The 19,361-nt window shown below is 73.2% G+C and carries 15 protein-coding genes; 9 read left to right on the top strand and 6 right to left on the bottom strand.

The genetic code is table 11. The features are described 5' to 3' along the window. Window positions 1–109: 109 nt before the first annotated feature. Window positions 110–1,318, bottom strand: coding sequence for an RNA-guided endonuclease TnpB family protein (locus K4S16_RS14125; protein WP_149259346.1), 1,209 nt, complete (start codon window positions 1,316–1,318; stop codon window positions 110–112). Window positions 1,319–1,448: 130 nt separating this feature from the next. On the opposite strand from K4S16_RS14125, the gene K4S16_RS46450 reads away from it, so the two are divergent. After that, the gene (locus tag K4S16_RS46450) at window positions 1,449–4,199 is read left to right on the top strand and encodes an AAA family ATPase (RefSeq protein WP_160160914.1); all 2,751 of its coding nucleotides are present in this window, start codon (window positions 1,449–1,451) and stop codon (window positions 4,197–4,199) included. A 25-nt stretch (window positions 4,200–4,224) separates the two neighbouring features. On the opposite strand, the gene K4S16_RS14115 is transcribed toward K4S16_RS46450, so the two are convergent. Both K4S16_RS14115 and K4S16_RS14110 read right to left on the bottom strand, forming a co-directional pair. Beyond that, window positions 4,225–5,385, bottom strand: a complete 1,161-nt coding sequence (locus tag K4S16_RS14115) for an SRPBCC family protein (RefSeq protein ID WP_149259344.1) — start codon at window positions 5,383–5,385, stop codon at window positions 4,225–4,227. An 11-nt stretch (window positions 5,386–5,396) separates the two neighbouring features. Continuing rightward, on the bottom strand, window positions 5,397–6,200 hold the full coding sequence (locus K4S16_RS14110; RefSeq protein ID WP_149259343.1) for an SRPBCC family protein: 804 nt from the start codon (window positions 6,198–6,200) through the stop codon (window positions 5,397–5,399). Window positions 6,201–6,565: 365 nt separating this feature from the next. On the opposite strand from K4S16_RS14110, the gene K4S16_RS14105 reads away from it, so the two are divergent. The 4 genes from K4S16_RS14105 to K4S16_RS14090 all read left to right on the top strand — a co-directional run bounded on the left by K4S16_RS14105 (window position 6,566) and on the right by K4S16_RS14090 (window position 10,642). Then, window positions 6,566–7,813, top strand: a complete 1,248-nt coding sequence (locus K4S16_RS14105; protein ID WP_149259342.1) for an extracellular solute-binding protein — start codon at window positions 6,566–6,568, stop codon at window positions 7,811–7,813. Further along, complete coding sequence (locus tag K4S16_RS14100; protein ID WP_149259341.1) at window positions 7,814–8,755, top strand: carbohydrate ABC transporter permease; 942 nt, start codon at window positions 7,814–7,816, stop codon at window positions 8,753–8,755. 151 nt (window positions 8,756–8,906) lie between these two features. Next, the gene (locus K4S16_RS14095) at window positions 8,907–9,722 is read left to right on the top strand and encodes a carbohydrate ABC transporter permease (RefSeq protein ID WP_149259340.1); all 816 of its coding nucleotides are present in this window, start codon (window positions 8,907–8,909) and stop codon (window positions 9,720–9,722) included. Further along, on the top strand, window positions 9,719–10,642 hold the full coding sequence (locus tag K4S16_RS14090) for an ROK family protein (protein ID WP_149259339.1): 924 nt from the start codon (window positions 9,719–9,721) through the stop codon (window positions 10,640–10,642). Before K4S16_RS14095 ends, K4S16_RS14090 begins: the two co-directional genes overlap by 4 nt. An 81-nt stretch (window positions 10,643–10,723) precedes the next feature. Here the strand turns inward: K4S16_RS14090 and K4S16_RS14085 are convergent, their stop codons facing one another. Further along, window positions 10,724–11,623, bottom strand: a complete 900-nt coding sequence (locus tag K4S16_RS14085; RefSeq protein WP_200841852.1) for a helix-turn-helix transcriptional regulator — start codon at window positions 11,621–11,623, stop codon at window positions 10,724–10,726. Between the two features lie 169 nt (window positions 11,624–11,792). Here K4S16_RS14085 and K4S16_RS14080 point away from each other — a divergent pair, with 169 nt between their 5' ends. Next, window positions 11,793–13,226 carry an MFS transporter gene (locus tag K4S16_RS14080; RefSeq protein ID WP_235036782.1) on the top strand — a complete coding sequence of 478 codons (1,434 nt, stop codon included), beginning with the start codon at window positions 11,793–11,795 and terminating at the stop codon, window positions 13,224–13,226. A 72-nt stretch (window positions 13,227–13,298) separates the two neighbouring features. Here the strand turns inward: K4S16_RS14080 and K4S16_RS14075 are convergent, their stop codons facing one another. Both K4S16_RS14075 and K4S16_RS14070 read right to left on the bottom strand, forming a co-directional pair. Further along, complete coding sequence (locus K4S16_RS14075; protein WP_149259336.1) at window positions 13,299–13,757, bottom strand: SRPBCC domain-containing protein; 459 nt, start codon at window positions 13,755–13,757, stop codon at window positions 13,299–13,301. Window positions 13,758–13,798: 41 nt separating this feature from the next. After that, the gene (locus K4S16_RS14070; protein WP_149259335.1) at window positions 13,799–14,770 is read right to left on the bottom strand and encodes a GlxA family transcriptional regulator; all 972 of its coding nucleotides are present in this window, start codon (window positions 14,768–14,770) and stop codon (window positions 13,799–13,801) included. Window positions 14,771–14,886: 116 nt separating this feature from the next. Between K4S16_RS14070 and K4S16_RS14065 the strand changes: the two genes are divergently transcribed. From K4S16_RS14065 to K4S16_RS14055, 3 genes are all read left to right on the top strand, one after another. Beyond that, entirely contained in the window at window positions 14,887–15,651 is a 765-nt protein-coding gene (locus tag K4S16_RS14065; RefSeq protein ID WP_149259334.1) for an NIPSNAP family protein, read from the top strand. Between the two features lie 70 nt (window positions 15,652–15,721). Next, the gene (locus tag K4S16_RS14060) at window positions 15,722–18,403 is read left to right on the top strand and encodes an AAA family ATPase (RefSeq protein WP_149259582.1); all 2,682 of its coding nucleotides are present in this window, start codon (window positions 15,722–15,724) and stop codon (window positions 18,401–18,403) included. 163 nt (window positions 18,404–18,566) lie between these two features. Next, a complete protein-coding gene (locus tag K4S16_RS14055) occupies window positions 18,567–19,316 on the top strand; it encodes an SDR family NAD(P)-dependent oxidoreductase (protein WP_149259333.1) in 750 nt (249 codons plus the stop codon). Window positions 19,317–19,361: the final 45 nt, after the last annotated feature.

Below are 19,361 nucleotides of genomic sequence, written 5' to 3'. Positions count from 1 at the left end.
TGACCTAGGGTCCCTTCCCTTTTGAGTCCCCGTCCAATAGAGCCCTTCCCGCGGCTCCGGGCGAGGGCGGTTCCCGCCGAGGAGGGACCGGCTTGGCTTCCTCTCCCGCTTACAAGTGGGGGATTCCAGCGGTCGCCCGCTGGGTTTCCTGCTTCATCGACGAGTGCCCTGTCCGGGGGGTGTCCCGTTGAGGTCTTACACCGTCTCCACAGGCGGTCACCGCCAGCCCGGCGGCCAGAAGGTTCCGCGCCGCGTTCACATCGCGGTCATGCACGGCGCCGCACTCGCACGTCCATTCGCGGACGTCCAGCGGCAGCTTGCCGCGGATGGTTCCGCAGGCCGCGCACAGCTTGGAGGAGGGGAACCAGCGGTCCAGCACGACCAGGTCGCGGCCGTACCAGGCGCACTTGTACTCCAGCATGAAACGCAGTTCCCGCCACGCGGCATCGGAGATGGCCCGGGCGAGCGTGCGGTTCTTGAGCAGGTTGCCGACAGCGAGATCTTCGATCACGACCGTTTGGTTCTCACGGACGAGTCGACTCGACAGCTTGTGCAGCAGGTCGCGGCGCCGGTCGGCGATCCGTGCGTGCACCCGGGCCACCTTGCGGCGGGCCTTGTCCCGGTTCGCCGAGCCGGGGGCTTTGCGGGCCAGGTTCCGCTGCGCCTCGGCCAGGCGGGCGTGGTCACGGCGCTCATGGCGGGGATTGGTGATCTTCTCCCCGGTCGACAGTGCCACCAGCGAGGTGATCCCGGCGTCCACCCCGACTGCGGCCTCCGTGGCCGGCGCCGCAGGGATGGTGTCCTGGCACAGCAGGGACACGAACCAGCGCCCGGCGCCGTCGCGCGACACCGTCACTGTCGTCGGCTCGGCCCCGTCGGGCAGCGGACGCGACCAGCGGATGTCCAGGGGCGTCGTCATCTTGGCCAGCGTGAGGCGCCCGTCGCGCCAGGTGAAGGCGCTGCGGGTGTACTCGGCCGAGCAACGCGACCGCTTGCGCGACTTGAACCGCGGGTAGGCGGCCCGCTTGGCGAAGAAGTTGGCGAACGCCGTCTGCAGATGCCGCAGCGCCTGCTGCAGCGGCACGCACGACACCTCCGCCAGGAACGCCAGTTCCTGGGTCTTCTTCCACTGCGTCAGCAAGGCCGACGACTGCACGTAAGAGATACGGCGCTGCTCGCCGTACCAGGCCCGGGTGCGCTCCTCCAGCGCCTTGTTGTACACCAGCCGCACGCACCCGAACGTGCGCGACAGCTCAGCCGCCTGCTCGCCCGTGGGATAGAAGCGGAACTTGAACGCCCGCCTGACCTGCCGCCCCATGCCGCCCGTTCTAGCAGCCTCGGCACGCGCCCACCCGGCGGACGCCGAAACGTCCCGACTTCCCCGACCTGCTCTAAAAAACCGTTCCCTCCCCGGTCTGAAGACCGGGTGTATCCACGAAGGAATCTCCATGACACACGAACGGCTGCACGGACGCGAGCGCGAGCTCCAGGCGGTCGAGGAGATGCTCGACCGCGCCCGGGACGGGCACGGCGGCGCCCTGGCGGTCACCGGGGACGCAGGCGTCGGCCGGACGGCCCTGCTGGAGGCCGCCGTGCACCGCGCCGGGACGGCCTTCCGCGTGCTCGGCACGACCGGCGTCCCCGCCGAGACCGGCGTCCCGTACGCGGGGCTGCACCGGCTGCTGCGCCCGCTGTCCGAGCAGGTCGCGCAGCTGCCGCCGGCGCACCGGGACGCCCTCGCGGCCGTCCTGTCCGGCGCGCCGCGCGCCGAGCCGTTCGTGCTGTTCACGGCGGTGTGCGAACTGCTGAGCCGGGCCGCGCGGAACGGACCCGTGCTGTGCCGGGCCGACGACGTCCAATGGCTCGACCGCGGTTCGCTGGAGGTGCTGGCGTTCGCGGCGCGGCGCGTCGAGGACGAGCCGGTGGCGGTGCTGTTCGCCGTCCGCGACGGGGAACCGGACACGGGCGCGCTCGGCGGCATCCGGCGGCTGCGGCTGGCGCCGCTGGCCGAGGACGCGGGCCGGCGCGTGCTGCGGGACGCGCTCGGCAGCGCCCTGGACGGCTCGGCGGGCGGCGACCTGGCCGAGGAGATCGTCGACCTGGCCTGCGGCCGGCCCCTCGCGATCCGCGAGCTGGCCGCCGCGCTGACGTCCGGGCAGCTGTCCGGCGCCGCGCCGCCGCCGCGGGCGCTGCCCCCGTCCAGCTCGCTCCGCGCCCTGCACCGGCGCCGCCACCTCGCGCTTCCCGCGGGCGCGCGGCGGCTGGTGCTGATGACCGTGGCCGAGGAGTGGATCGGCGCCGCCACGATGGCGCGGGCCGTCCGGGCGGACGGCATCGGCGACGGCGACCTCGACGCCGCCCGCGAGTCGGGGCTGCTGCGGTTCGAGGGCGACGGGGTGGCGGTCCGCAACCGGCTCGTCCGGTCCTCGCTGTGGGCCGACGCCTCGCGCGAGGAGCGGCAGGACGCGCACACGCTGCTCGCCGAGGTCCTCGTCCGGGAATGGCAGCGGCCGCGGCGGCTCTGGCACCGCGCCGCCGTGGCGGGCGAACCCGACGACCGGCTCGCCGGGGAGCTGGCGGAGGCGGCGGCCGCGGCCCGGCGGGCGGGCCGGTACGCCGACTCCTGGCGGATGTGGCAGCGCGCCGCGGCGCTGACCGTCGAGCACGGCGCGCGGACGGACCGGTACCTGGCCGCCGCCGCGGACGCCTGGGCGAGCGGCCGGTCGCGGCGGGCCCGCGCCATGCTCCGGCAGGTCCGCCCCCGCGCCTGCGACGGGGCGCGCACCGCCCGCGCCGCCGCGCTGCGCGGCGAGATCGAGGCGGCGGCGGGCTCCCCCGCGGCGGCGGTCCCCGTGCTGCGGGACGCCGCCGAGCGGCTCGCCGGCGCCGACCCGGAGGCGGCGCTGGACGCGCTGATGTGGGCCGCCGAGGCCGCCGACGCGTCCGGCGACCACCACGTCTACCTGGAGGTGGCCGGCCGCGCCGCGGCGCTGGACGTCGCCGCGCCCGGTCCGCGCACCGAGCTGCTGCTCGCCCACCTCGGCGGCTTCGCGGCCTCGATCCGCGGCCGGTACCCGGAGGCGGCCGGACGGCTCCGGCGCGCCGTGCGCCTCGGCGCGGACGTCGCGGACCCGGTCGCGCAGACGTGGGCCGCGCTCTCGGCACTCGCGCTCGGGGACGGCCCCCGCGCCCGCGCGCTGGCGGGCGAGGCCGTCGCCTCGGCCAGGCGGGCCGGCGACGCGCCCGCCGAGTCGTTCGCGCTGATGATGGCCGGACGGTGCGAGGCGCTGCTCGGGCATCCGCCCGCACCGATCGCCGCGTGCCACGACGGCCTGCGCCTCGCGCGGGCCACCCGGCTGCACGGGCACGCCGCCGAGCAGCTCGCGACGCTCGTCCTCACCGCCTCCTTCAACGGCGACGAGGCCAGGGTGCGCGAGCCGCTGGAGCAGCTCACCGGGACGGCCGACGAGCACGGCCTCGCCCGCGCGGCCGCGCTCGGGTCATGGGCGCCCGCGTGCCTGGACCTCGCCGCGGACCGGCCCGCCGACGCCGCCGCGCGGCTGCGGCTGCCGGGCGGCGCGGGGCTCGCGCACCCGCCGGCGCGGCTCCTCGCCGTCCCGCACCTGGTCGAGGCCCTGGTCCGCACCGGCGAGCCCGACCCGGCCGCGAGGGCGTACGAGCACTTCCGCCGCTGGGTGGACGGGATCGGCCCGGCCCCCGGGCCGGAGGCGCTCGGCCGCCGCTGCCGGGCCCTGCTCGCCGGATGCGACGACGAGGCCGAGGAGCACTTCGCCGAGGCCCTCCGCCTGCACGAGGCCGCCGGCGCCGTGTTCGAGCTCGCCCGCACGGAGCTGCTGTTCGGGCACCGGCTGCGGCGCGGGCGGCGCCCCCGCGCCGCCCGCGAGCACCTGCGCGCCGCGCTGCGGATCTTCGAGCGGTACGGCGCCGCCCCGTGGACCGCGCAGGCCCGCGCCGAGCTGCGCGCCGCCGGGGAGACCGCGCCGCGGGCGGCGAGCGGGTTCGGCAAGCTCACCGCGCAGCAGGCGCACATCGCCCGGATGGCCGCCGAAGGGGCCACCAACCGGGAGATCGCTGCGCGCCTGCTGCTCAGTCCGCGGACGATCGACCACCATCTCCGCAACGTCTTCACCCGGCTCGGGATCCGGTCGCGCGTCGAGCTGGCCCGGCTGATCCGCTGATCCGCTCATCCGGCCTTACGCCGGGTCAGCGGACCTCCTCGTACTCCTCCTCGCGGGCCTCGGACCCGCTGTTGCGGGAGGTGGAGGAGCTCCGGGTGCTCCGGCCGTTACGGGAGCCCTTGGACTCGGAGTCCTTGGCGCTCTCGGTGCCCTTGCCCTCGGAGTCCTTGTCCTTGGAGCTCGCGGAGCCGCCCTTGCCGGACTTCTCCTCTTCCTCCATGGCCTCCTCGTGGGTGCGGACGACCTCGCTGTCGCGGATCTCGCCGCGCCAGCCCTCGATCTCGTCCGCGCGGGTGAGCGAGTTCGTCATCACGTACCGGCGGAAGTGCTTGAGCTCCAGCCGGGCGCGGCGGCCCTGGGCGCGCCAGAGGTTCCCGGTGCGCTCCATGAAGCCCTGCGGGTGGTACTCCAGGACGACCAGGACGCGGGTCAGGTTCGGCGACAGCTCGTGGAAGCTGACCGTCCCGTCCACGTGGCCCTTCGGGCCCTTCGAGCGCCACACGATGTGCTCGTCCGGGACCTGCTCGACGATGGTCGACTCCCAGGTCCGCGCCGACCAGAAGATCTTCGCCTTCCAGTTCAGCTTGGTCTCGTCGGCCTGGTCGACGCTGATGACCTTCTTCATGAAGGACGGGTAGTCCTGGAACTGCGTCCACTGGTCGTAGACGAGGCGGCGCGGCGCACCGATGTCGATGTGCTCGACGATGTTGGTGACCTTCACCTTCTTCCCGCCGCCCTTGCCGCCCTTGCCCTTCCCGTCCTTCTTGCCGAAGGGCAGGACGTTCTTGAGCTTGCCGAAGATGCCCTTGCCCTTGTCGTCGTCGGACTGCTCGTCCTTGCCGGCGTCGTCGGCGTCCTTGGAGTCGCCCTTGGAGTCGGCCTTGGAGTCGCTCTTGGCCTCGTCCTTGGCCTCGTCCTTCGCGCCGTCCTCGGCGCCGGAGGTCTTCGCCTGCTCCTGGTCCTGGTCGCCCTGGCCGCTCCCGCCGCGCTTGCCGGAGAGGGCCCGGCCGGCCGCGACGGCCGCGCCCGCGCCGAGCAGGACGCCGCCGGCGGTGCCGACGGCCCGGCCGCCCGGGAGGGCCTTGGTGACGGCGCTCAGACCGGACGAGCGCTTGCGCCCGCCGATCGGCAGCCTCTTGGCGATCTGTCCGACGGGCAGCTTGCCCACCGGGTTTGCGCGTGCCATGTTCAGCTTCCTCACTTGGGGTTGGTGACGGTCTCGCCGTCGCGGATCTCACCGCGCCAGCCCTCCACCTCGTCCGGGTGGAGGAGCGCCTGAGTCATCACGTGACGGCCGAAGTGCTTCAGTTCGAGCCGGGCCCGGCGGCCCTGGGCGCGCCAGAGGTTGCCCGTCCGCTCGAAGAGGCCGGCGGGGTGGTACTCCAGGACGAGCAGGATCCGGGTCAGGTTCGGCGCCAGCTCGTGGAAGCTGACCGACCCGTTCACGTAGCCCTTCGGGCCCTTCGAGCGCCACACGATGTGCTCGTCGGGCACCTGCTCGCTGATCGTCGACTCCCACGTCCGCGCCGACCAGAAGATCTTCGCCTTCCAGTTCAGCTTGGCGTCGTCCGTCTGGTCGACGCTGACGACCTTCTTCATGAAGGTCGGGTAGTCCTGGAACCGCGTCCACTGGTCGTAGACCAGGCGGCGCGGCGCACCCACGTCGATCTGCTCGACGATGTTGGTCGGTTTCCCCCTTCGCCCCCGCCCGAAGATGCCGGCGAGGGTCTCCTTCAGGGCCGTCCAGCCGAAGCTCAGCAGCGCGCGGAAGGGGGACTTGCCCTCCTGCAGCGCCTTGACTCCGGCCAGAGCGGCCTTGGCGAGCGGGCCGGCCTGCTCCGCCTTCGCGGTGAGGTGCCGGACCGCTCGGTCGAGCCGCCGTTCGAGCCGGGTGACGAGCCCGCTCGTGGCACGGCGTGCCAGGCGCCGGGCCGAGAGCACGGCCAGCGCCCCGCCGGCGCCGACGGCCGCGCCCACGATCGGGCCCGTCCGGAGTTTCATGTCCTGTCCACCTCATCGTCCAACTCGGGTACGGCGCCGGGTTACCCGGTCAAGCAGGGGCAAAACAGGACGCAGGAAGGAACAAGACATCTCTTCCGACCGGTCGTGACAGAAAGGTGTCCGGACGTTCACTCCCAGTGCACGGGAGGGATCGGCGCCGCCGGACGACCAGACCAGCCCAGCGTGCGCACCGGACCAGTGGGGTGTCCCTGAAACGCCACATAACGGTTGAGATTCGGTGAAACACCCGCCTCTTGAACCGGTACGGACCAGTGTTTATCTTCAACCCCACCACGCACGTTCATGCTCGGGGGGCGTTCACACGCGCATTTCTTTCATGCGCGCCGGCCAGAAGGCGGGGACAGATGAAACGGCACCTCCTGGGCATCGCCGCCGCGGGCCTGACCGTGGCCCTCGGCGTCAGCGGATGCGGCAAGGGAAGCTCGTCCGGAGGCGACTCCGACGGAAAGACCATCAAGTTCGTCGCGGCCATCTACGACGACAACACCAAGCCCTACTGGGACGCCCTGATCAAGGACTTCGAGGCGAAGAACCCGGGTTACAAGGTCAACCTGGAGATGGTCGATTGGACCCAGATGGACGCCAAGGTGAAGACCTACGTCCAGACCAGACAGGTCCCCGACATCCTCAACTACAACGCGTTCTCCGACTTCGCCCGCGACGGTCTCATCTACAAGGCGGAAGAGGTGCTGTCGCCGGGCACGCTCGGCGATTTCACCCCGACCTTCGTCCAGCAGGCGCAGTACAACGGCGCCCAGTACGGCCTGCCGTTCATCTCCAGCGCCCGCCTCCTGTTCTACAACAAGGCCCTCTTCGAGAAGGCCGGCATCGGCGACCCGCCCGCCACGTGGGACGAGGTCAAGGCGGACGCGCAGAAGATCAAGAAGGCGGGCTCGACCGGGTACGGGCTGCCCCTCGGCCCCGAGGAGTCGCAGGCCGAGTTCTACTCCTGGGCGATGAACAACGGCGGCGGATGGGTCGACGCCACCGGCAAATGGGCGATCAACCAGAAGGCCAATGTCGACACGCTCGCCTTCCTCAGGGACCTCAACAAGTCGGGGCTGACCCAGCCGAACCCGGAGACCACCGACCGCAAGACCGTGTTCAACCAGTTCGCGCAGGGCAAGATCGGCATGGCGATCGGCGGGCCGTTCACCAAGGCCGGATTCATCGACCCGGTGGACAAGAATCTCGACTTCGGCGTCGCGCCGCTCCCGAGCAAGAACGGCACCGAGCACAACACGCTCGGCGTCATGGACGTCCTCGCCGCGTTCAAGAAGGGCGACGGCAAGAACAAGGAGGCCGTCAAGAAGTTCCTCGACTTCTTCTACCAGAAGGAGAACACCTCGAAGTTCCTCAGGACCGAGGGCTTCCTGCCGGTGACGAAGTCGGCCGGCGACGCGCTCAGCGCCGACCCGTACATGAAGCAGTTCGTGGACGCGCTCCCGACGTCGAAGTTCGCGCCGACCTCCAACCCGGCGTGGTCGGCGGTCGCGGGCGCGGTCAAGCAGGACCTCGGCACCGCGGTCGCGAACGAGGACCCGAAGAAGGTCCTGGACAAGATCCAGGAGACCGCCGAGAAGGCCGGCTGAGTGCGGGACCTCAAGACCGGGGAGCGGGGGGCCGCCGCCTCGACGGCCCCCCGCCCCTCCCCCGTCCGGCGGATCGGGCGGGCCCTGGCCCCGCTGCCGTGGCTCGCCCCGTCCCTCGCGCTCATCGCGTTCGTGGTGCTGTGGCCGGTGATCGAGATGGTCCGCACCTCGCTGCAGAGGATCAGCTCGTCCGGCACCGTGCTCGGCTACCGCGGCGGCGGCAACTACACCGACCTGTTCGGCGAGGACGATCTGGTCCCGGTCGTGCTGCGGACGCTGCTGTGGGTCGCCGGGATCGTCGCCGTCACCATGGTGCTGTCGCTCGCCCTGGGCCAGTTGCTGAACGCCCGCTTCCCCGGCCGCCGGGTCGTGCGCTGGGCCGTGGTCGTCCCGTGGGCGGCGTCGGTGCTGATGACGGCGCTGATCTGGAAGTGGATGCTGGACAACTACTCCGGCCTGGTCAACCGCGTGCTGCTCGACCTGCACGTGGTCGACGAGCCGGTGAACTGGCTGGCCCACCCGGGGCAGGCGATGCTGTGGATGATGTGGGTGGCGGTGTTCGTGTCGCTGCCGTTCACCTCGTTCGTCATCCTCGCCGGGCTCCAGACGATCCCCGCCGACCTGTACGAGGCTGCCCGAGTCGACGGCGCCGGACACGTGCGCGCCTACGTCGCCATCACGCTGCCGCTCCTGAGGCCCGCCATCCTGATCGCCTCCATCATCAACGTGATCAATGTCTTCAACTCGTTCCCGATCATCTGGGCGATGACGGGCGGCGGCCCCGGCAGCAAGACCGACACCACCACCACGTTCATGTACAAGCTGGCCTTCTACGACCAGAACGTCGGCGAGTCCGGCGCGATGGCGGTCGTGAACTTCGCCCTGATCCTCGTGATGGTGCTGCTGTACCTGAGGGCCGCCCGCTGGCAGGAGGTCCGATGACCGCAGCGAAGCGAGGATCTTCGGACCTCCGGTCCCGGGGCCTGGGGGTCGCCCCCCAGGAAGGAAGGGTCCGATGACCGCAGCGAAGCGAGGATCTTCGGACCTCCGGTCCCGGGGGCCTGGGGGTCGCCCCCCAGGAGGGAAGGGTCCGATGACGCGCCGGATCGTCCTCGCGGGCGTCGGCTGGCTGGTCGCCCTGGCCTTCCTGCTGCCCTACCTGCAGATGTTCGTCACCGCGCTGAAGCCGGAGCGCGAGCTGACCAGGTCACCGGGCACCTACCTGCCCTCGCACTGGACGTGGTCGAACTTCGTGGACGTCTGGTCGGCCGCGCCCGTCTGGACCTACATGCGGGTCTCCCTCACGGTCGCGGCCGCCGCCACCCTGGTCACCCTCGCCTGCGCGATGCCCGCCGCGTACTACACGGCCCGCAACCGCTTCCGGGGGCGCGGGGCGTTCCTGCTGCTCGTCCTGGTCACGCAGATGTTCGCGCCGACCGCGCTCGTGATCGGCATCTACCGGGAGATGGTCGCGCTCGACCTGACCGACACGCTGCTGTCGCTGATCCTGGTGAACGCGGCGTTCAACCTGCCGTTCTGCGTCTGGATCCTGCACGGCTACTTCGCCGGCATCCCGAAGGAGCTGGAGGAGGCCGCGTTCCTGGACGGCGCCGGGCGCATCGGCGCCCTCGCCCGCGTCACGCTGCCCATCTCCATGCCAGGCGTCGTCACCGCGGTCGTCTACACGTTCATCGCGGCCTGGAACGAGTACATCGTGGCGCTGACGGTCACCGCATCGCCGGACCGCCGCCCCCTCACCGTCGGCATCCCGTCCTTCGTGACCCAGTACCAGGCGCACTGGCAGTACCTCTTCGCCACCTCGCTCATCGCGATCGTCCCGGTCGTCATCCTGTTCGTGTTCGTCGAGCGCTACCTCATCGGCGGCCTCACGGCGGGCTCGGTCAAGTGACCCTCATCGGCCTGGACGTGGGCGGCACGACGATGAAGGCCGCCCTGGTCAGCGACGGCACGCGGGGCGGCGAGGGCGTGCGGGCCGGCGGGGAGCCGCAGGTCCTGGCGAGCGAGTCGCGGCCCACCGACCGGGCCGACCCGGTGGGCGGCGTCCTGGACTTCGCCGCCCAGCTCGCCGCCCGCGCCGCGTCCCTGGGCTCCCCCGCCCGCGCGGTCGGCATCGCCCTGCCCGGCATCGTGGACGAGGCGGCGGGCACGGCCGTCCACTCCGCCAACCTGGGGTGGCGGGACGTGCCGATCCGGCGGATGGCGCGCGAGCGCCTGGGCGTCCCGGTCGCCATCGGCCACGACGTCCGCACCGGAGGCCTGGCCGAGGCCGTGCTGGGGGCGGGCCGCGGCGCGGGCGACTTCGTCTTCATGGCGATCGGGACCGGCATCGCGGCCGCCCTGATCCTGAACGGCGTCCCCTATCCGGGGACGGTGGGCTGGAGCGGCGAGATCGGCCACGTGGTCGTCCGTCCCGGCGGCGAGCCCTGCGCCTGCGGGAACCGGGGCTGCCTGGAGACCTACGCCTCGGCCGCCGCCGTCTCCCGCCGCCACGGCGGGGGCGTGGCCGCCGAGGAGGTGATGGCGCGGGCCGCGAGGGGCGAGGAGAAGGCGGGGCGGGTCTGGTCGGAGGCGCTCGACTGCCTGGCCGACGGCCTCGCCGCGGCGACCCTCCTGCTGGACCCGGGCCTCGTGGTCATGGGCGGCGGCCTCGCCCGCGCCGGCGACGCGCTTCTGGACCCGCTCGGCTTGCGCCTGGCCGACCGCCTGGTCTTCCGCGCCCCGCCCCGCCTGGTGCGCACGGAACTGGACGACCAGGCGGCCGTCAAGGGCGCGACGATCCTCGCCCACCGCCTCCTGGACGTCGGCTAGGGCCGCAGCAGGTGAAGCCATTCGTGCGACACCTCGGGCGACCACCCGCCGCACGAGCGGCCCAGCGCATGGAGGTTCCGGTCAGCGTGGCCGCGTGGGGTCGGGCACGTCCGGCGACGCTTCGTGCGGCGCGTCCTGGGTGAGGGTTCGCAGTGCGTCGGCGGAGGCGGCGTCGTTCGGGGTGTAGATCTCAAGCCGGTGGTCCGGGCTGTCGGGCTGGAGCCAGACCTGGTAGGCGACGCTCGCGGCTCCGATGGTGGGGTGCTGGAGGTGCATGTCTCCGACGGTGCAGTCGGCGACCTCTCCGGTCGCCCACATGGCCGCGAACTCGTCGCTGCGCATGGTGAGTTCTCCGATCAGCTCGGCCAGCCGGGCGTCGGTCGGGAAACGGCCGGCGGTGAGCCGCAGGTAGGCGACGTGGATGCGTGCGAGTTCGTCCCAGTTGCGGTGGAGGTTCCGGGTGAGCGGGTCGAGGAAGAACATCCGCGGGATCGAGGGGCGCCGGTCCGGAGCGTTCGGCGCCTCGAAGTCGATGTGCTCGGCGAACAGCGCGTGACCGGCGCGGTTCCACGCGAGCACGTCTCCTCGCCGGCCCAGCACGAGCGCCGGGGTCGCGTCGCCGAGTGTGTCGAGGAGAGCCAGAACGCGCCTGTGGGGTTGCTCCCGGCCGGGGTCCGACAGTCCGGGGGCGGCGGGCTGCCGAGCGAGATTGCGCAGGTGCGCCGTCTCCACTTCGTCGAGTCGCAGCACCCTTGCCAGGGCGTTGAGCACCTGATCCGAGGCGGTTTCCGCCTGTCCCTGCTCCAGCCGGGTGTAGTACCCGGGGCTGACTCCGGCGCACTGGGCCAGTTCTTCGCGGCGCAGGCCCGGGACCCGTCGAGCGGTGCCGTAGGTGCGCAGTCCGATCTCGGCGGGCGTGATCCGATCACGCCGGCTCTTCAGGAACGTTCCCAGGCTCTCCACGGCATCGAGCGTATGCATGCCGCGGCGGGCGTGGGTGCACCTGCTGGGTGTACCCACAGCAAGGGGATGGCCGTCTTACGCGGCGGCCCTGAGCGTGGACGCCATGTATCAACAGCACGCGAGTAAGCCGGGTGCACGGGTCTGGCTTGGTCTCCTTGTCGTCCTGGGGCCGGTACTGCTGGTCTCGATGGACGGGTCGATCCTGTTCCTGGCGATGCCCCGGATCAGCCGGGCACTGGCGCCGACGGCCGAGCAGTCCCTGTGGATCCTGGACGTCTACGGCTTCGCCGTCGGATCCCTGCTCATCGCGTTCGGCAACCTCGGCGATCGATACGGCAGGCTGAGGCTCCTCATGATCGGCACGGCGGTCTTCGGCCTGGCGTCCGCGGCCGCGGCGTTCGCCCCCGACGCCGGACTGCTCATCGCCGCCCGTGCGCTGATGGGCGTCGCCGGGGCCACCCTGCTCCCCTCCGCCCTGGCGGTGCTGAGCGAGCTGTTCACCGACCCGCGGCGCCGCGCACAGGCCATCGGAGTCTTCGCGGCCGCGTTCGCCGCCGGCTTCGCCGTCGGCCCGGTCTTCGGCGGCGTGCTGCTGGAGAGCTTCTGGTGGGGGTCGGTCTTCCTGATCAATCTCCCCGTGGTCGCCCTGTTCCTGGTCTTCGCGCCGGTCCTGCTCAGTGAAGTCCGCGCGACTCGCCCCGGCCGCGTCGACGTCACCAGCGTCGTGACCTCCGCTGCCGGCCTGCTGCTCGCGATCTACGCGCTGAAGCGCGTCGCGGCCGAAGGCCTCTCGCTCCTCCCCGTCCTGGCGGCACTGACCGGGGCGGTGCTGCTGGTGTGGTTCGCGACCCGGCAGCGGCAGCTGCGACATCCACTGATGGACTTCTCCCTGTTCCGTGACCGCACCTTCACCGTCGCGATCATCACCGGGCTGCTGCCCCTGGCGGCATGGTCCGCGACCGCCTACCTGGCAGGCGTCTATCTCCAGTCGGTCCTGGGCATCGCGGTCCTGCAGGCCGCCCTGCTCGCACTCCCAGGAGCCGCGGTGCTCACCACCACCTGCGTCGTCACGCCGGCCGTGGTCGACCGCATCGGCAAGCGCACCACTCTGCTCGTCTGCCACTTCTCCATCGCCGCCGGGCTGCTGCTCCTGCTCCCCACCACCGTCCACGGTGGCGGCGGCTGGTACGTCGCCTCCACGGTCGTCGCCGGAGTCGGCTACGGCCTCTCCTTCGCACTCGTCGCGGACACCGCCGTCGGCGCCGTCCCCCCGGAACGCGCCGGCGCGGCCGGAGCCATCGCCGAGACCAGCAACGAGATCGGCAACGCCCTCGGCATCGCGCTGCTCGGCTCGCTCGCCGCACTCGTCTTCCGGCTCCAGGGCCCGGCCCTCGCCCCGACCCTCGGCGAGACACTCCAGATCCCGAAGCTGACAGCCATTTCCGCCGACGACGCGAAGTCCGCCTTCGTCGTCGGACTGCACGCGGCGGCCGTCGTGGCCGGCCTCCTGCACGTCACACTCGGCGTGCTCGCTTCCCGTTGGCTGCCCAGGCAGAGCCAGAGCGACTCGACGCCCTCCTCAGACGAGCCGGCCGATCTCGCGGAGAGCGAGGCGCGATGAGCCGGGCGGACTCGCCCTTGCCGATCGAGGGCCGGTACCCGCCGGTGGAGCGCAGTCCGCTCCCGCCCGGTCCTAGTCCGGTTCGACGAGCCTCGCGAGGTTGTCGAGCGCCATGCGCGTGCCGGTCTCGTTGTCGGCGGCGGGGACGGCGTCGGGCAGGCCCTCGTGCACGATGAGCACCTCGGTGCCGCCGTCGACCTCGGTGAGCGTCGTGGTCATGGTCATCTCGCCCCGGAGGGCGGGGTCGCCGGTCTCGAACTCGAACACCTCGACCACGCGCTCGTCCGGCACCAGTTCCGCGAACCGCCCGTGGTAGGTGTCGGTGTGCGCCGCCGTCTTCCCGGCGCCGGTCGGCGCGTCGTAGGTGAGCGAGATCCGGAACGCGCCGCCCTCGCGGCCGTCGAACTCGTGCACCTCGCTGGTCATGCCGTCCGGGACCCGCCACCGCATGATGGCGTCCGCGTCGATGAGCGCCCGGTAGACGGCCGAAGGCCGGGCCCGCACGCGCCGGGAGACCCGCGTCGAGTACATGCGCCCACCCTACGGCGCGCCCGCACGGGCGCCGGGCGGTTTCAGGCGCCGCGGGAGCGGAAGGCGCGCCGGTAGTCGGTCGGCGGGACGCCGACGTGCCGGGTGAAGTGGCGCCGCAGGTTCGCGGCCGAGCCGAGGCCGCTGCGGCGGCTCACCTGGTCGACGGGCAGGTCGGTGGATTCCAGGAGCACCCGGGCGCGGCCGAGGCGCTGGTCGAGGAGCCACCGGGACGGCGTGGTCCCGGTGTGCGCGGTGAAGCGGCGGGCGAACGTCCGCGGGCTCATCCGCGCCCGCCGGGTGAGGTCGGTGACGGTCAGCGGCTCGTCCAGGTGCGCGGCGGCCCACTGGAGGACCGGCCCCAGCCCGTCCCCGTCGGTGCGGGGCACGGCGAGCTCGACGTACTGGGCCTGGCCGCCGGGGCGGTGCGCGGGCACCACCATGCGCCGGGCCACCTGGTTGGCGACGTCCGCGCCGAGGTCGCGGCGGACGATGTGCAGGCACAGGTCGAGCCCGGCGGTGCGCCCGGCGCTGCTGAGGACGTCCCCGTCGTCGACGTAGAGCACCGAGGCGTCCACCCGGACCTCCGGGTGCCGGCGCTGCAACTCGTCGGCGAACATCCAGTGGGTGGCGGCGGAGCGTCCGTCCAGGAGCCCGGCGGCGGCGAGGGCGAACGCGCCGGTGCACAGCGACACGATCCGCGCGCCCGCGCGGTGCGCCGCCGCGAGCGCGCCGGTCAGCGCGGGCGGCACCGGGCGATCGGACTCCACGTGGACGTACGGCAGCGCGGGCACGACCACCATGTCGGCGCCGGCGAGGGCGTCGAACCCGTGCTCGGCGTTGAGGGTGAATCCGAACTCCAGGCGCACGTCCCCGGGCTCGGTCGAGCACAGCCGCAGCCCGTACCACGGGACGGCGGGGTCGGCCCGCGCCGAGCGGAAGACCTGGCAGGCGATCCCGACCTCGAAGAACGGCATGTCCTGGAGGAGGACGAGGGCGACGGAGGCGCGCGTCATAGCCGTCCAACCTATGGCGAAAAGCGTGCGAACATCGGCGGATTTGCCACTCGTGGCCGCCGCACCCGGGCTGCGACCGTGGAACCCCGACCACTCCTCCGCACAAGGAACGAGCCATGTCCGAATCCCTCACGACCACGCCGGACTCCGCGGCCGCCCTCCCCTGCGCCGTCGTCGAGCTGCGGCAGTACACGCTCCGGCCAGGAGGCCGCGCCGTCCTGACCGAACTCTTCGACCGCGAGTTCGTCGAGACCCAGGAGGCCGTCGGGATGCGCGTCATCGGGCAGTTCCACGACGAGGACGACCCGGACCGGTACGTGTGGCTGCGCGGCTTCCGCGACATGGAGTCGCGGAAGGCCGCGCTCACCGCCTTCTACCTGGAGGGCGCGGCTTGGAAGGAGCACGGCGTCGCCGCCGCCGAGACCATGCTCGACTCCGACGACGTCCTGCTGCTGCGGCCGGTGGCGCCCGGCTCCGGCTTCCCGCCCGCGGGCGGGCGGCCGCCGGTCGGCGCGACGCCTCCCGAGTCACGGGTGACGGCGACGATCCTGCACCGGGAGGACCCTGTCGACGCCGCGTTCGCCGACTACTTCAACGACACGGTCGCTCCGTTCCTGACCGGCCTCGGAGCCCCTCCCGCCGCCCGCTTCCAGACCGAACCGGCCGAGAACACCTTCCCCCGCCTGCCCGTGCGGTCGGACGCGAACGTCTTCGTCTGGTTCACCGTCTTCGAGGACACCGCCCGTCTGCGCGACCACCTCGACCGGCTGGACAGGTCGCCGGAGTGGACCGAGCGGCTCCTGCCCGCCCTCACCGCCGGCTCCACGGCACCGCTGGAGCGGCTGGTCCTGTCCCCGACCGGCCGCTCGGCGCTGCGCTGAGGCGCCCCGGCAGGGTGGTCGATTCGTCCGTCTTTGTGGCGGGTGCGGCTTGTAGTGTGGTCCCGTGCTCATGGGGCGAGACCGCGAGCTCGACCACCTCGCCGGCCTGCTCGAGGACGCCCGCGCCGGGCGGAGCAGGACCGTGGTGGTCCAGGGCGAGGCGGGGATCGGCAAGACGGCCCTCGTCCACCAGGTCGTCGCTGACGCCGGGGAGATGCGGGTCGTCCGCGGCGTCGGCGTCGAGTCCGAGTCGGAACTGGCGTTCGGCGGGCTCCATCTGATGCTGCACCCCTACGCCGACCGGTTCGACGCGCTGCCCGAGCAGCAGGCGGCGGCGCTGCGGTCGGCGTTCGGCCTCGGCTCGGGACCGGCGGGCGACCGCTTCCTGATCGGCGCGGCCACGCTCACGCTGCTGTCGGAGCTGGCCGCCGACCGCCCGCTGGTGTGCCTGGTCGACGACGCGCAGTGGCTGGACACCGCCTCGCTGGACGCGCTGCTGTTCGCCGCCCGCCGGCTCGGCGCCGACCCCATCTCCATGATCTTCACGGCCCGGGACGGCGCCCGCCCGTTCCCCGACCGCGGACTGGAGGTGCTGCGGCTGGCCGGGCTGGACCGCCGCGCCGCCGAGGACCTGGTGGCGGCGCACGCGCCCGGCCTGACCGTCCCGGTGCGGGAGCGGCTGCTGGACGAGGCGGCCGGCAACCCGCTCGCGCTCATCGAGCTGGGGAGCGCCCTGCGGTCGCGTCCCGCCCGTCCCGCCGAGCCGCTGCCGGTCGGCGGCAGGGTGCAGGAGACGTTCCGCCGCCGGCTGGCCGAGCTGCCGGAGGCCACCCGCCGGCTGCTCCTCGTGGTCGCCGCCGACGGCACCGCCGACCTCGGCATCGTGCTGCGCGCCGGGGACGCGCTCGGCCTGATTCCCGCCGACCTCGAACCCGCCGAGGAGGCCGGGCTCGTCGTCCTCGACGGCGCGGAGGTGCGGTTCCGGCACCCGCTCATCCGCGCCGTCACCTACCAGGACGCGGCACACCACCGGCGGATCGACGTCCACGGCGCGCTGGCGCGGGTCCTCGGCGGCGACGAGCACGCCGACCGGCGCGCCTGGCACCTGGCGGCGGCCGCGACCGGCCCGGACGAGGACGTCGCCGCCGAGCTCGAACGGGTCGCGCACCGCGCCGAGCTGCGCGGCGGGACCGCCGCCGTCGCCACCGCCTACGAGCGCGCCGCGCGGCTCAGCACCGAGCCGGAAGGCAGGGCGCGGCGGCTCGTCCACGCGGCGCGGGCCTCCTACGACGCGGGACGGCCCGACCAGGCCGCCCGCCTCGCAGAGGAGGCCGAGCACCTCACCGCCGAGGACGGGGTCGTCGCCGAGGCCACCTTCATCCGCGCCCAGGTCGCCTACGAGCGCGCCTCCCCGGCCGCCGACGCCGAGCTGGCGCTGCGGGGCGCGGCGCTCATCGCCGGGAGCGACCCCGAGCAGGCGGTGGCGATGCTGACGGAGGCCGTCTGGTCCGCCCGGGACGCCGGGGCGCACGACCTGGTGCGGCAGAGCGTCGAGCTGCTCGGGACGGTGCGGCTGCCCGCGGGTTCGGCGAAGGCGCCGGTGACCGCCGCGCTGATCGCCTACGGGCGGCTGCAGGAGGGCGCGCCGGGGGCCGTCCCGCCGATGCGGGCCCTCTTCGAAGCCGCGCGGAACGGCGGGATCGAGGACGTCGTCGAACGCCTCATCGGCGGTTTCATGGGCCTGCTCGTGGCCGACGACCGCGGCGCGACCGGGCTGCTCGTGGAGATGGCGTCGGAGGCCAGGGCCAGGGGCGCGCTCGGCTGGCTCCCCTACATCCTGGAGCCCCTCGCGATCGGGCGGGTGCTGCTCGGCGACCTGCGCGGCGCGGACGCGGCGGCGGCCGAGGGCATGTCGCTGGCCGCCGACATCGGCATGGACATGCAGGTCACCGCGCTGAAGTGCATCACGGTGCGGCTGGAGTCGGACGCCGGGCGCAGCCGCGCCCTCGCGCCGGACGTCCTCGCGCACGCCGACCTGCACCCGACGAACGCCGCGCTCGCGTCCTGGGGCCTCGGCCTGCTCGACCTCGCCGAGGGGGACGCCCGCGCCGCCCTGGAGCGGCTGGACGCGGTGTGCTCCGGCCCCGCCCGGCACGACGTGCTGATCCGCGCCGTCCCCGACCACGCGGAGGCGGCGGTGCGCGCCGGGCGGCCGGAGCTGGCCCGCACCTACCTGCCCGCCTTCGAGACGTGGGCGGCGGCCGCGTCGAGCACCGCCCTGGTCTCCCGGTGCCGCGCCCTGCTCGCCGCCGGGGACGAGGCGGACGAGCACTACCGCACCGCCCTGAGCCTGCACGGCGACCGCGCCTACGACATCGCGCGGACCCGGCTGCTGTACGGCGAGTGGCTGCGCCGCCGGCGCCGCCGCACCGAGGCGCGGGAGGAGCTGACCGCGGCGCGGGAGGCGTTCGCCCGGCTCGGCGCCGAGTGCTGGGCCGAGCGCGCCCGCGCCGAACTGGAGGTCCTCGGGGACCGCCCGGCGGCCCGGTCCGGGGACGCCGACCCCCTGAAGCGGCTGACCCCGCAGGAGCTCCAGGTCGTGCGGCTCGCCGCCGCAGGGCTCAGCAACCGGGAGATCGGCGCGCAGCTCTACCTCAGCCCCCGCACGGTCGGGCACCACCTCTACAAGGCCTATCCGAAGATCGGCGTCACCCGCCGCGTCGAGCTGGCCCGGCTGGTATCGGACATCTGACTTACCCTGACCGGCGCACCCGCCGGCCCCGCCCCGGTGACACCGCCCTCTGAGCCCGTCCACCCCTGCTGGCCTGCGGTGTCGCACATCCGTTCGATGACCGATGCGGGCCGTCCGGTCGCGCTCGTAGCGTCGTGGCACCTCGAACGAACGGAGAACCACGATGCTTCTGGAGAACAAGACCGCGGTGATCTACGGCGGCGGCGGGGCGATCGGCGGCGCCATGGCGCGCGCCTTCGCGGCCGAGGGCGCGCGCGTGTTCCTCGCCGGCCGCACCCCCGCCACGCTCGACGCCGTCGCCGAGGAGATCCGGGGCGCCGGCGGCCTCGCCGAGACGGCCCGCGTGGACGCCCTGGACGAGGACGCGGTGAACGGCTGGGTCGACTCGGTCGTGGAGACGGCCGGCAGCGTCGACGTGTCCGTCAACGTCATCTCCCAGGACGCGCTGTTCGTGCCCCTGATCGACATGCCGGTGGCGGACTTCGGCCGGGCCATGGAGAAGGTCGCCCGCTCGTTCCTGCTGACCACCCAGGCCGCCGCGCGGCACATGGTCAAGCAGGGCTCGGGCGTGATCCTGCACTTCGGCGGCTCCGACAGCACCAACCGCATGCCCGGCATCGGGACGGTGCAGATCGGCTGCGACATGGTCGAGGCGATGCGCCGCCAGTGGGCGTGCGAGCTCGGGCCGCACTCGGTCCGCGTCCTGTCGATGCGGACCGGCGGCATCCCCGAGTCCATGCCGGACATCCCGGACATGGAGCCGGTCAAGCAGCAGATGGTGGACGCCACCCTGCTCAAGCGCGCCGCGACCCTCACCGACGTCGGCCGCGTCGCCGCCTTCCTGGCCTCCGACCACGCCGCCAGCCTGACCTCGACGCAGGTCAACATCACCGCCGGCGCCCTGGTCGACTGACGGGGGCCTTCTCGGCGCCGCCTCCTCCGCTCCTCGCGCGCGGAG

The organism is Actinomadura sp. K4S16, assembly GCF_008327685.1.
Lineage (GTDB): Bacteria > Actinomycetota > Actinomycetes > Streptosporangiales > Streptosporangiaceae > Spirillospora.
Note: the sequence above shows the minus strand (reverse complement) of the source record. Positions and strands in the feature narration are given on the sequence as shown.